This is a genomic window from Nocardioides sp. Leaf307 (genome assembly GCF_001423135.1).
Classification (GTDB): domain Bacteria; phylum Actinomycetota; class Actinomycetes; order Propionibacteriales; family Nocardioidaceae; genus Nocardioides; species Nocardioides kribbensis.
The window spans coordinates 602,439-614,915 of the sequence record NZ_LMNY01000002.1 but is presented as its reverse complement, the minus strand read 5'-3'; the positions used below and the strand labels follow the sequence as shown (position 1 = coordinate 614,915).

The 12,477-nt window shown below is 74.1% G+C and carries 13 protein-coding genes and 1 pseudogene; 13 read left to right on the top strand and 1 reads right to left on the bottom strand.

What is annotated here, in order from left to right:
* The 6 genes from ASF50_RS12115 (at position 1) to ASF50_RS12090 (ending at position 6,557) form a co-directional block, all read left to right on the top strand.
* Positions 1–339: a P-II family nitrogen regulator gene (locus ASF50_RS12115; protein WP_056862361.1), complete on the top strand. Its 339-nt coding sequence runs from the start codon at positions 1–3 to the stop codon at positions 337–339.
* A 171-nt stretch (positions 340–510) separates the two neighbouring features.
* Complete coding sequence (locus tag ASF50_RS12110) at positions 511–849, top strand: P-II family nitrogen regulator (RefSeq protein WP_056862362.1); 339 nt, start codon at positions 511–513, stop codon at positions 847–849.
* Positions 850–931: 82 nt separating this feature from the next.
* Complete coding sequence (locus ASF50_RS12105) at positions 932–3,151, top strand: [protein-PII] uridylyltransferase (protein ID WP_056904612.1); 2,220 nt, start codon at positions 932–934, stop codon at positions 3,149–3,151.
* A gap of 45 nt (positions 3,152–3,196) precedes the next feature.
* On the top strand, positions 3,197–4,762 hold the full coding sequence (gene ffh / locus ASF50_RS12100; protein WP_056862364.1) for a signal recognition particle protein: 1,566 nt from the start codon (positions 3,197–3,199) through the stop codon (positions 4,760–4,762).
* Positions 4,763–4,817: 55 nt separating this feature from the next.
* Complete coding sequence (locus ASF50_RS12095) at positions 4,818–5,192, top strand: hypothetical protein (protein WP_056904611.1); 375 nt, start codon at positions 4,818–4,820, stop codon at positions 5,190–5,192.
* Positions 5,193–5,435: 243 nt separating this feature from the next.
* On the top strand, positions 5,436–6,557 hold the full coding sequence (locus ASF50_RS12090) for an amidohydrolase family protein (protein ID WP_056904610.1): 1,122 nt from the start codon (positions 5,436–5,438) through the stop codon (positions 6,555–6,557).
* A gap of 23 nt (positions 6,558–6,580) precedes the next feature.
* Here ASF50_RS12090 and ASF50_RS12085 read toward each other — a convergent pair whose 3' ends face one another.
* Entirely contained in the window at positions 6,581–7,345 is a 765-nt protein-coding gene (locus tag ASF50_RS12085; protein ID WP_056904609.1) for a FadR/GntR family transcriptional regulator, read from the bottom strand.
* A 223-nt stretch (positions 7,346–7,568) separates the two neighbouring features.
* On the opposite strand from ASF50_RS12085, the gene ASF50_RS12080 reads away from it, so the two are divergent.
* The 7 genes and pseudogenes from ASF50_RS12080 to ASF50_RS19670 all read left to right on the top strand — a co-directional run bounded on the left by ASF50_RS12080 (position 7,569) and on the right by ASF50_RS19670 (position 12,339).
* Positions 7,569–8,099, top strand: coding sequence for a gluconokinase (locus ASF50_RS12080; protein ID WP_082503139.1), 531 nt, complete (start codon positions 7,569–7,571; stop codon positions 8,097–8,099).
* Between the two features lie 4 nt (positions 8,100–8,103).
* Positions 8,104–9,495 carry a GntP family permease gene (locus ASF50_RS12075; RefSeq protein WP_056862368.1) on the top strand — a complete coding sequence of 464 codons (1,392 nt, stop codon included), beginning with the start codon at positions 8,104–8,106 and terminating at the stop codon, positions 9,493–9,495.
* A gap of 182 nt (positions 9,496–9,677) precedes the next feature.
* A complete protein-coding gene (gene rpsP / locus ASF50_RS12070; RefSeq protein WP_056904608.1) occupies positions 9,678–10,211 on the top strand; it encodes a 30S ribosomal protein S16 in 534 nt (177 codons plus the stop codon).
* A 5-nt stretch (positions 10,212–10,216) separates the two neighbouring features.
* Positions 10,217–10,459 (top strand): RNA-binding protein, encoded by a 243-nt coding sequence (locus ASF50_RS12065; RefSeq protein WP_056862370.1) that lies wholly within the window; start codon positions 10,217–10,219, stop codon positions 10,457–10,459.
* 109 nt (positions 10,460–10,568) lie between these two features.
* Complete coding sequence (gene rimM, locus ASF50_RS12060; RefSeq protein WP_235557658.1) at positions 10,569–11,159, top strand: ribosome maturation factor RimM; 591 nt, start codon at positions 10,569–10,571, stop codon at positions 11,157–11,159.
* A 7-nt stretch (positions 11,160–11,166) separates the two neighbouring features.
* A pseudogene (gene trmD / locus ASF50_RS19675) lies at positions 11,167–11,874 on the top strand (tRNA (guanosine(37)-N1)-methyltransferase TrmD); the annotation flags it as partial.
* On the top strand, positions 11,872–12,339 hold the full coding sequence (locus ASF50_RS19670) for a GNAT family N-acetyltransferase (protein WP_228941884.1): 468 nt from the start codon (positions 11,872–11,874) through the stop codon (positions 12,337–12,339). The pseudogene trmD and the gene ASF50_RS19670, both read left to right, overlap by 3 nt.
* Positions 12,340–12,477 lie beyond the last annotated feature (138 nt).

Below are 12,477 nucleotides of genomic sequence, written 5' to 3'. Positions count from 1 at the left end.
ATGAAGCTCGTGACCGCGGTGATCAAGCCGCACAAGTGGGAGGACGTCCGCGAGGCCCTCGAGACCTTCGGCGTCACCGGCATGACCGTCAGCGAGGTCAGCGGCTACGGCCGGCAGAAGGGCCACACCGAGGTCTACCGCGGCGCGGAGTACGACATCGCGCTGGTGCCCAAGATCCGCATCGAGATCGTCGTCGAGGACGACGACGCCGAGGACGTCGTGGGCATCGTCGTCAAGACCGCCCAGACCGGGCGCATCGGCGACGGCAAGGTCTGGCTGAGCCCCGTCGAGAGCGTGGTGCGCGTGCGCACCGGCGACCGGGACGCAGCCGCACTGTGATCCATGGGACGGGACGGGCCCGGCCCCCCTCACGCAGGGGTGCCGGGCCCGTCCCGTCCCGGACCGACCGGCCGACCCGCGGCGCGGGGCCCTCCCCGCCGCCGGGGCCGTCCGGCATGATCGGCCCCACCTTCCCGGCTCCCGCCGGCCCGCCCGACCCAGGAGAGACCCATGAAGCTCGTCACCGCGGTCATCAAGCCGCACAAGTGGGAGGACGTCCGCGTCGCCCTCGAGAGCGTCGGCGTCACCGGCATGACCGTGAGCGAGGTCAGCGGCTACGGCCGGCAGAAGGGCCACACCGAGGTCTACCGCGGCGCGGAGTACGACATCGCGCTGGTGCCCAAGATCCGCCTGGAGATCGTCGTCAACGACACCGACGCCACGACCGTGGTCGACACCATCGTGGCCAGCGCCGCCTCGGGCCGCATCGGCGACGGCAAGGTCTGGGTCTCACCGGTCGAGTCGGTGGTGCGCGTGCGCACCGGTGACAAGGACGACGCAGCCCTCTGACCGTGCCTCCCCACCCCCACGCGCACCCCCAGCACGCCCATCACCCCCGGCACCTCCGCACGAGCCGGCAGCAGGCCCCCGCATGAGCGCCTCCGACCGCGCCCGCCGTACCGCCGAGGCCGACGCGCTCTGCACCAAGGCCTACGAGGCCGCGGGAGGCCAGGACACCGGCACGGCCCTGGTCGCCGTGGGCGGCTACGGCCGCGGCGAGCTCGCCCCGCACTCCGACCTCGACGTCGTGCTGGTCACCGAGGACGGCGTCGACCCCGGTGAGCTGGCCCACCAGCTGTGGTACCCGCTGTGGGACTCCGGCACCACCATCGACCACTCCGTGCGCTCGATGCCGCAGATGCTGGCCGCGGCCGAGGCCGACCTGCGGGTCGCGCTCGGGCTCGTCGACATCCGCCACCTGGCCGGCGACCCGAGCCTGACCCTGAGGCTGCGCACGACCATGCTGGCCCACTGGCGCCGCCGCTCGCGCGAGCGGCTGCCGGCCCTGCACGAGATGGTGCGCTCGCGCCACGAGCGGGTGGGGGAGCTGGCCCACCTGTCGGTGCCCGACCTCAAGGAGGCGGAGGGCGGGCTGCGCGACGCCACCGTGCTCAAGGCCCTGGTCGCGACCTGGCTGGTCGACGTGCCCCACGTCGAGCTCGAGCGCAGCCGCCAGCAGCTCCTCGACGTGCGCGACCTCGTGCAGGACGCCGCCGGACGCGCCACCGACCGGGTCAACCCCGAGACGTGGAGCGAGCTGGCCACCGGTCTCGACCTGCCCGACGCGCGCAGCGCGCAGGTGCACGTGCGCGAGCTCGGGCGGCGCATCACGCACCTCTCGCGCCTGACCTGGCGGCGCGTCGACGACGTGCTGGCACGTCCGGCCCAGGTCGGCGTACGACGCCCGTCGCTGACGCCGGTCGCGTCCGGGGTGGCGCTGGCCGGTCGCGAGATCGTGCTCGACGCCCGCGCCAAGCCCGCCCAGGACCCCGTGCTCCTGCTGCGCGCCGCCGCAGCCGCCGCCGAGATGGACGTCGTGCTGGCCCCGCCCACCGCGGCGCGGCTGGCGCGCGAGTGCCCGCCGCTGCCCGACCCGTGGCCGGCCGAGGCCCGCCAGCAACTGGTGCGGCTGCTGGCCTCGGGCCGGGGTCTGCTGCCGGTGTGGGAGACCCTCGAGGAGACCGGGGCGCTCACCCGGCTGCTGCCCGAGTGGGAACGCATCCGGCTGCTGCCGCACGCCTCGGCCATCCACCGCTTCACCGTCGACCGCCACGTGGTCGAGACCTGCATCGAGGCCTCGGCGCTCATCCGTCACGTCGGACGACCCGACGTGCTGATGGTGGCCGCCCTGCTGCACGACATCGGCAAGGGCTCGCTGACCGAGCACAGCGTCGCCGGCGAGCCCCTCGCCCGGACGATCGCGACCCGCATGGGCTTCGCCCCCGACGCCGTCGACCTCATCGCCTCGCTGGTGCGCTGGCACCTGCTGCTCTCGGAGACCGCGACCACCCGCGACCCCGACGACCCGGCCACCGTCGACCGGGTCGCCAGCCACATCCGCACCACCGAGGCGCTGGCCCTGCTGACCTCGCTCACCGAGGCCGACGCCAAGGCCGCCTCGGCCCCGGCGTGGTCGAGCTGGCGCGCGGGCCTGGTGCTCGACCTGTCGCGCCGGGTGCGCACCGCGATCGACACCGGCCAGAGCCTGCCGGTCGTGGAGACCGACGAGGTCGACATCCCGGAGGCCGTGCGCCGCGGGGCGGTGTCGGTGAGCGTCGAGGCCACCCCCGACGGCTCGCGCGTGACCGTCATCGCCCCCGACCGGGTCGGCCTGCTGGCCGACTTCGCCGCGATGTTCGCCCTGCAGCGCATCGCCGTGCGCGCGGCACGGGTCTGGGCCCAGGACGTCTACGGCGTCTCGGTATGGGAGGTCGCGCAGAGCGACCTGACCGGGGCCTTCCTGCTGGAGAAGTACGACGCGATCGTCGAGGGCCGGGTCGACCCCGCGGCGCGGCTGACCCCGCCCGACGCCACCACGCTGGCGCCCACGGTGGAGGTGCGGGCCGACGCGTCGGCCTCGGCCACGGTGCTCGAGGTGCGCACCGCCGACCGCCCGGGGGTCGTCTACCTCGTGTGCTCCGCCCTGGCCCGCCTCGACGTCGCGGTGCGCTCGGCCCACGTCGACACCCTCGGGCCGCAGGCGGTCGACGTCTTCTACCTCCAGGAGGCGGGCGCCGGTCAGCTGGCCGAGACCCGTGCCGCGGCGGCGGCGCACGCGGTCAGGGCGACCTTGTCGGGGGAGTCGCGTTAGGCTCGACGCCGACTGCTCGCCCGTTCGACGCCCCCGAGGACACCCTTGTTCGCCACACTCTCCGACCGTCTCGCCGACACCTTCAAGAACCTGCGGGGCAAGGGTCGGCTCTCCGAGGCCGACATCGACGCCACCGCGCGCGAGATCCGCATCGCGCTGCTGGAGGCCGACGTCGCGCTGCCCGTGGTCAAGGAGTTCGTGGGGGCGGTCAAGGACCGTGCCCGCAGCGAGGAGGTCAGCGGTGCGCTGAACCCCGCCCAGCAGATCATCAAGATCGTCAACGAGGAGCTCGTCGCGATCCTGGGCGGCGAGACCCGCCGGCTGCGCTACGCCAAGTCGGGCCCGACCGTCATCATGCTCGCGGGCCTCCAGGGCGCCGGCAAGACGACCCTGGCCGCCAAGCTCGCGCTGTGGCTCAAGGACCAGGGCAAGACCCCGATGCTCGCGGCCTGCGACCTCCAGCGGCCCAACGCCGTCAAGCAGCTGCAGGTCAACGGCGAGCGCGTCGGCGTGCCGGTCTTCGCCCCCGAGCCCGGCAACGGCGTCGGCGACCCCGTGTCGGTGGCCCGGGCCTCGATCGCCGAGGCCCGGCGCACCCTGCACGACGTGGTCATCGTCGACACCGCCGGCCGCCTCGGCATCGACGCCGAGCTGATGCAGCAGGCCTCCGACATCCGCGACGCCGTGCAGCCCGACGAGGTGCTCTTCGTCGTCGACGCGATGATCGGCCAGGACGCCGTGGTCACGGCCCAGGCCTTCCTCCAGGGCGTCGGCTACGACGGCGTCGTGCTCACCAAGCTCGACGGCGACGCCCGCGGTGGCGCGGCCCTGTCGATCGCCTCGATCACCGGCAAGCCGGTCATGTTCGCCTCCAACGGCGAGAAGCTCACCGACTTCGACCTCTTCCACCCCGACCGCATGGCGTCGCGCATCCTCGACATGGGCGACATGATGACCCTGATCGAGCAGGCCGAGAAGACCTTCGACGCCGAGCAGGCGATGAAGGCGGCCGAGAAGCTCTCGGGCCGGGGCGGGCAGTTCACCCTCGACGACTTCCTCCAGCAGATGCAGCAGGTGCGCAAGCTGGGCTCGATGTCGAAGATCATGGGGATGCTGCCCGGGATGGGCCAGTTCCGCGAGCAGCTGGAGAACTTCGACGAGCGCGAGATCGACCGCATCGAGGCGATCATCCGCTCCATGACGCCCGGCGAGCGGGAGAACCCCAAGCTCATCGACGGCTCGCGTCGCGCCCGCATCGCCAAGGGATCGGGGCGCCAGGTCTCCGACGTCAACCAGCTCGTCGACCGCTTCTTCGAGGCGCGCAAGATGATGGAGCAGATGGCGCGCGGTGGCGGCATGCCCGGGATGCCCGGCATGCCGGGGATGCCGGGGATGGGCGGGCCCAAGCGCGGCAAGGCCAAGGCCCAGCCCAAGAAGGGCAAGGGCGCCAAGCGCTCCGGCAACCCCGCGAAGGCCGCCCAGGAGGCCGCGGCCGCCAAGGACAAGGCGGGTGCGGTCAACCCGTTCGCCACCCCGGGCGAGGACGTCGACTACGAGCAGGCGGCCGCGGCCCTCGACCTGCCGAAGGACTTCTCGAAGTTCCTGAAGTGACCGGTCGCGACGTGGTCGGGCCCGCTCCGACCGGCCCCGGGGACGGTCGGCGGCCGTGACCTCCGTGCTCGTCGTCGACGCCGCCAACGTCGTCGGCTCGCGACCCGACGGCTGGTGGAGGGACCGCGCGGGCGCCGCGCGCCGGCTCCACGAGCGGCTGCTGGTGGCCGACACCCCCTACGACCGGATCGTGCTGGTGCTCGAGGGGGCGGCCAAGGGCGGGGTGCGGGCCGGTCGCGACCAGCACGTCACCACCGTGCACGCCCCGCGCGACGGCGACACGACCATCATCGAGCAGACCCGGGTGGCCTGCGAGCGAGGCGACCAGGTCGTCCTCGTCAGCGCCGACCACGTGCTGCGCGGGCGCTGCGAGGGCCTGGGCGCCCGGGCGATGAGCCCGTCGTGGCTCCTGGACCAGATCGAGCGCTGAGCCCGGGCGGCCCAGCGGCCCGGCGGCCCGGGCGGGCGGGCCGAGACCCTCAGCCGGCCGGTCCCGCGGCCGCCGTGCGCAGCACCGCCGATCAACGTCGGCGACGCCGACCACGACCCGCTCTACGCCTTCGGCCACGGCCTCACGACCCGTCGCTGAGCGCCGACGCCGGGACGACCTGCGCACCCGCGACCGGGCGCGCAGGTCCTCGTCGGGGCCCGGTGGGCGCGGTAGCGTCCGGGCATGGCCGCCCCCAGCGCTCGCCCCCGCTCCTCTGGCTCCGCCCGACCGCCCGTCCTGCGCGTGCGCGGGCCGGTGCTGCCCGGCGACGACGTCTCCCGCGACCTCTACGTCGTCGACGGGCACGTGACCTACGAGCCGCAGCCGGGCGCGGAGACCGTCGCCACCGGCTGGGTGCTCCCCGGCCTGGTCGACGCCCACAATCACCTCGGCATGGAGGACCACGGGGCCGTCGACGCGGACGAGGTGGAGCGCCAGGCCCTGCAGGACCGCGACGCCGGGGCGCTCCTGCTGCGCGACTGCGGCTCGCCCGCCGACACCCGCTGGGTGCACGAGCGCGAGGACCTCCCGCGGCTGCTGCGCGCCGGTCGCCACGTGGCACGCACCCGCCGCTACATCCGCCACTACGCCGACGAGGTGGAGCCCGTCGACCTCGTGCCGACCGTCGTGGAGCAGGCCCGCTCCGGCGACGGCTGGGTCAAGCTCGTCGGCGACTGGATCTCGCGCGAGCAGGGCGACCTCGCGCCGTCCTTCCCCGCCTCCGACTTCGCGGCGGCGATCGCCGCCGCCCACGCCGAGGGCGCACGGGTCACCGCCCACTGCTTCGGTCGCGACGTGCTCGACGGCCTCCTCGACGCCGGCATCGACTGCATCGAGCACGGCACCGGGCTGTCGACCGCCCACCTCGAGCGCATGGTCGCCGCGGGCACCGCGCTGGTGCCGACGGTGATGCAGACCGACAAGTTCCCGGAGTTCGCCGACGCGGGGCGGGAGAGGTTCCCGGCGTACGCCGCCACGATGGAGGACCTCCACGCCCGCCGACGCGAGACGCTGCTGAGCGCGCACGAGGCGGGCGTGGCCCTCTTCGTCGGCAGCGACGGGGGCGGGGCGCAGCGCCACGGTCACCTCGCGGGCGAGGTGATGGCCATGGTCGAGATGGGGCTGCCCGCCCCCGACGTCGTCGCGGCGGCCTCCTGGTCGGCCCGTGCCTGGCTCGGGCACCCCTCGGGGCTCGAGGAGGGCACGCCCGCCGACCTCGTCGTCGTCGAGCGCGACCCCCGCCGCGACCCGTCGGTGCTCTGGGAGCCGAGCCGGGTGGTGCTGCGCGGTCGCGTCGTCGCCTGATCCCGGGGTCGCGCCGGTCCGGCCTACTCCCGCGCGCGGGCCCGGTCGGTGGCCGCCTGCTCCGTCATCGCGCCGGCCGCCTCGTCGATGATGGCGCGCATCGCGTGCTCGGCGCCGGCGCCGTCGCCCGTGCGCACGCAGCGCGCGACCTCGTCGTGCAGCGCGATCGCGGTCGGGTTGGGCCGCGCCGGCATGAGGTCGTGGTGGGTGCGCCCGGCGAGCACCTCCTCGACCAGGCCCGCGAGTGCACGCACCATGTCGTTGCCGCTCGCGTCGAGCAGGGTGCGGTGGAAGGCCACGTCGGCCAGCAGGTAGGCCTCGAGGTCGCCGGTGCGGCCGTGCACCGCCATGTCGGTCGTCGCCTCCGCCATGGCGCGGCACTGCTCCGGGGTGGCGCGGTCGGCGGCCAGGCGCGCCGCGACGGGCTCGAAGCCCTGGCGCAGCTCGCTGATGGCCAGCAGCTGCTCGGTGCGCCCGGAGCCCTCGAGGCGCCAGCGCACCAGCCGGGGGTCGAAGACGTTCCAGTCCGAGGGGTCCTGCACGGTCACGCCCACGCGGCGGCGCGAGACGACCATGCCCATCGACTCCAGGACCCGGACGGCCTCGCGGGCCACCGGGAGCGAGACGCCGTGCTCGCGCCGGATCGCATCGAGCGTGAGGACCTCGCCCGGTGCCACCTCGCCCGACGCCAGCCGGGACCCCAGGGCGTCGAGGGTGTCGACGTGGAGCGCCCCGTGCGGGCGCGCGTCGGCGGCGGGGGCCTCGGCGGGCGGGTCGAGGGGGCTCATGGCGCCCATCCTCCCAGGCGGGCCGGGAGAGGCGGACCCGCGTGTCGGAGAAAAGAACGCATCTTTGAACCTTCCAATTGCCAATGATCAGATCATTGGCCATAGTGTGCGTGCAGTCACACGATGTGTCGACGGTCACGGCCGTCGCGACGACGGGAGCACGATGCCGGACACGAGCCGCCCCCCGGGACCTCCGGGACCCGCGAGACCCCTGGCCCTGGTGATGGGGGTGTCCGGCTCCGGCAAGTCGACGGTCGGGGCCGCCCTGGCCCGGTGCGCCGGGGTGCCCTTCGCCGACGCCGACGACTTCCACCCGGCGGCCAACATCGCCAAGATGGCCGCGGGGATCGCGCTGGACGACGCCGACCGCGCCCCGTGGCTGGACCTGCTGGCCTCGTGGCTGCGCGAGCACGAGGTCGGCGGGGGAGTGCTGAGCTGCTCCGCCCTGAAGCGGTCCTACCGCGACCGGCTGCGCGACGGGGCCGGTCGTCTGCTCGTCGTCCACCTCGCGGGCAGTCCGGCCGTCATCGCGCGCCGCCAGGCCGCCCGCCCGGGGCACTTCATGCCCGCGTCGCTGCTGGCCTCCCAGTTCGCCACCCTCGAGCCGCTGGCCCCCGGTGAGCCGGGCGCCGTGCTCGACGTGGACCGACCGGTCGACGTGCTGGTCGAGCAGGCACTCGCCCTGCTCGCCGGGCCCGTCGCCACCCCGTCCGACCCCACCACCCCCTGGCCCGCCCGGGCCGACAGGAGCTGACCCCATGACCCTCCCGCAGATCCTGCCGCTCGCCGCGGCCGAGCTGGCCGAGCCCGTCGCGGGCGGCGGTCAGCTCGTGCTGGCGGCCCTGGCGGCCATCGCCCTCATCGTCGTCTCGATCACCTGGCTCAAGCTCCACCCGTTCCTCGCCCTGATCGTCGGTGCGCTGGCCGTCGGCATCCTGGCCGGGCAGAACGTCAACGGCGTCATCACGAGCTTCTCCACGGGCTTCGGGTCCACCGCGGCCGGCGTGGGGGCGCTCATCGCCCTGGGAGCGATGTTCGCCAAGCTCCTCGCCGACTCCGGCGGCGCCGACCAGATCGTCGACACGATCGTCGGCAAGGCCTCGCCCCGGGCGCTGCCCTGGGCCATGGCCGGTGTCGGTGCGCTCATCGGGCTGCCGATGTTCTTCGAGATCGGGCTCGTGCTGCTGATGCCGGTGATCTACCTGGTGGCCCGCCGCGCGCAGCTGTCGGTGATCACGATCGGCATCCCCACCCTGGCCGGGCTCTCGGCCATGCACGGCCTGGTGCCGCCGCACCCCGGCCCGCTGGTGGCCATCGACTCCCTCGGCGCCGACCTCGGCACGACGCTGGCGCTCGGCGTGCTCGTGGCCGTGCCGACCGTGGTCGTCGCGGGCCCGCTCTTCGGCAGGCTCGCCGGGCGCTGGGTCGACGTACCGGCCCCGGACCTCTTCGAGGCCGAGGAGCGCACCGACGCCGCCGCCCGGCCGGCCTTCGGCCTGACGGTCGCGACCGTGCTGCTCCCGGTGGTGCTGATGATGGCCAAGGCCCTGGTCGACATCGGCATCGAGGACGAGACCGACACGGTGCGGCAGGTCTTCGACGTCGTCGGCAACCCCTTCGCCGCCCTGCTGATCGCCGTGGTCGTGGCGATGTTCACCCTCGGGCGGGGCTCGGGCATGGACCGCGCCGCCATCACCTCCTCGGTCGAGAGCTCGCTGCCGGCCATCGCCGGCATCCTGCTCATCGTGGCCGCCGGCGGTGGGTTCAAGCAGGTGCTCGTCGACACCGGCATCGGCACGCTGCTGGCCGACTGGGCCGGCGACGCCAACGTGTCGGTGCTGCTCCTCGCCTGGGTCCTGGCCGTGCTCATCCGCCTCGCGACCGGCTCGGCCACGGTCGCCACCATCACCGCCTCGGCGCTCATGCTCGGCCTGGTCGAGGGGCTCAGCCAGGGCGAGGTCTCGCTGGTCGTGCTGGCCATCGGCGCGGGCTCGGTGTTCTTCTCCCACGTCAACGACGCCGGCTTCTGGCTGGTCAAGGAGTACTTCGGCCTGAGCGTCGGGCAGACCATCAAGTCGTGGTCGCTGATGGAGACCGTGCTGTCGGTGAGCGGGCTCGTCTTCGTGCTGCTGCTCGGCCTCGTGATCTGACGGGGAGGCCTGCGGGGCGATTTAGCCCACCCGGGGGTCTCTGGCATCATTGCTCGTCGAGTCCTGCGTGCCCGGTCCCTCTCACCCGGTCGCGCGGTGCCCTCGAGGCGATCGGGCCCGGTGTTTCCCCACCTGGTGCACGCTCCCTCACCCACCACGATAAACGAGGAGACACCACAAACGTGGCCGTCAAGATCCGCTTGAAGCGCCTGGGCAAGGTCCGGGTGCCGCAGTACCGCATCGTCGTCGTCGACTCGCGCAAGAAGCGTGACGGTCGAGTGATCGAGGAGATCGGCAAGTACCACCCCAAGGAGGACCCGTCGTACATCGACGTCGTCTCCGACCGGGCGCAGTACTGGCTGGGCGTCGGCGCGCAGCCGACCGAGGCCGTCGAGGCCATCCTCAAGGTCACCGGTGACTGGCAGACCTACAAGGGTCTCCCCGGCACCGAGGGCACGCTGAAGACGAAGGCCGCCAAGCGCGACAAGCTCGACATCTTCAACGAGGCCCTCGCCGAGGCGCACAGCAGCCCCAAGGGCGACGCCGTGACCAAGAAGGCCAGCAAGAAGGCCGACGAGAAGCCCGCCGAGGACAAGCCCGCCGAGGACAAGCCGGCCGAGGTCCCCGCCGACGAGACCCCCGCGGTCGCCGCCGAGCAGGCCGAGGCCGCCGAGACCCCGGCCGCTGACGCCGAGGCCGAGAAGACCGAGGCCTGAGCGTCGTGCTGGCCGAGGCGCTCGAGCACCTGGTCCGCGGCGTCGTCGACAACCCCGACGACGTCTCGGTCCGCGACAAGCAGCTGCGACGCGGCTCGATCCTCGAGGTCCGGGTCCACCCCGACGACCTCGGCAAGGTGATCGGTCGCGGCGGGCGCACGGCGTCGGCCTTCCGCACCGTCGTGTCGGCCCTGGCCGGTCGCGAGGGTGCACGCGTCGACTTCGTCGACGTCGACCGCCGCCGCTGAGCCCTCCGGGCCAGCAGCGCCGACCGGCAACCGCGTGAACGGGTGCCGCCCCCCGGGGCGGCACCCGTTCGGCATTTCGCACCACCCGCCACCACCGAGAGGACCCGCCGTGCCCCCGTCACCTCCGAGCGCCCCCGGCACGCCCCCGGGCGAGCCCACCATCGAGCTGGTCGTCGGCCGCATCGGCAAGCCCCACGGCATCCGCGGCGAGGTGACCGTCGACGTCCGCACCGACGAGCCCGAGCGCCGCTTCGGCGACGGCGCGGTGCTGCGCGCCGAGGCGCCCCGCGGCTCCTCCTCGCCGCTGCGCTCCGTGAGCGTCGTCCGGACCCGCTGGCACCAGGGCGTGCTCCTCGCGACCTTCGCCGAGCTGCCCGACCGCAACGCCGCCGAGGCCGCCCGCGGACTGCTGCTGCACGCCACGGTGCCGGCCGACGCGACACCCGACGACCCCGACGAGTACTACGACCACCAGCTGGTCGGCCTCGCGGTGCACGACCTCGACGGCACCGAGCTCGGCACGGTCACCGCCCTGGTCCACGGTGGCGCCCAGGACCTGCTGACCGTGCGCACCCCGTCGGGTCGCGAGGGTCTCGTGCCCTTCGTCAAGGCGCTCGTGCCCGTGGTCGACCTCGTCGCGCGACGCGTCGTCGTGGCCGACCGACCGGGGCTCGTCACCCCGCTGCCCGAGGACGCCTGAGCCCGTCGTGCGCCTCGACTACCTCACGATCTTCCCCGACTACCTCGCGCCGCTGTCGCTCTCGCTGCCCGGCAAGGCGGTGGCCAAGGGTCTGATCGAGCTCCACGTGCACGACCTGCGCTCGTGGGCCCACGACCGCCACCGCACCGTCGACGACACGCCGTACGGCGGGGGCGCCGGCATGGTCATGAAGCCCGAGCCCTGGGGTGAGGCGCTCGACGAGGTGCTGGGTGCCGGCGGGCCCGGGCAGGCGCCGGCCACGGTGGTGTTCACGACGCCGTCGGGGGAGCCGATGACCCAGGCCCTGGCCCGCGAGCTGGCCGGTCGCAAGCGCCTGGTGTTCGCCTGCGGACGCTACGAGGGCATCGACCAGCGGGTGCTCGACCACGCCCGCACGGTCGCCGAGGTGCGGGAGGTCTCGCTCGGCGACTACGTGCTCAACGGTGGCGAGGTGGCGGCGCTCGCCATCACCGAGGCGGTCGTGCGACTGCTGCCGGGCTTCATGGGCAACGCCGCCTCGCTGGTCGAGGAGTCGCACGAGGACGGCCTGCTGGAGTACCCCGTCTACACCAAGCCCGCGTCGTGGCGAGGCCTCGACGTGCCGCCCGTGCTCCTCGGCGGCAACCACGGCGCGATCGCGGCCTGGCGCCACGACCAGGCCGTGCGCCGCACGGCCGAGCGGCGCCCCGACCTGCTGCACGCCAGCGCCGCGGTGAGCGGGGAGTGGGCCGTCGTGCCGGCCGTGCGCGGCGACGCGGCCGAGCTCCTCACCCTCCAGCTGGCGTGCTGGGTGGGCGAGGCGCTGGTCAACGGCGACCTCACCCTCCCTCCGCTGCAGGAGGGCCTCGACGACGTCACGGCCTCGCTGTCGTCGTGGGACACCTACGTCGTGCGCTCGGCCGGGCGTCTCGTCGGGTCGGTGCGGGGAAGGCTCGACGGGCGCACCTGGGAGATCGGGCGTCTGATGGTGGCCCCCGACCTGCGCGGGCGCGGGCTGGGACGCCACCTGCTCGAGCACGCCGAGCGTGTCGCGGCGCCGGAGGCCACGGCGTACCGGCTCTTCACGGGGGCCGCGAGCACCGCCAACCTGCGCCGCTACAAGCGCGCGGGCTACTCGGTGCGCGAGGTGCTCGACGGTCCCTCGGGGCCCGCGGTGCTGACCAAGCCCCGCCGCGGCTGACGCGGGCCGGCCGCTCAGGCTGATTCACCCCCGCCCGCCCGGCTGTGGCAGACTTGCGCACCGGCCAGTCGGCCAAATCCGGATCACCCCGAGGCGCTGCCCAGCAGCCGCCGGCAGGGGGGTCTGCGTCGGGCACCT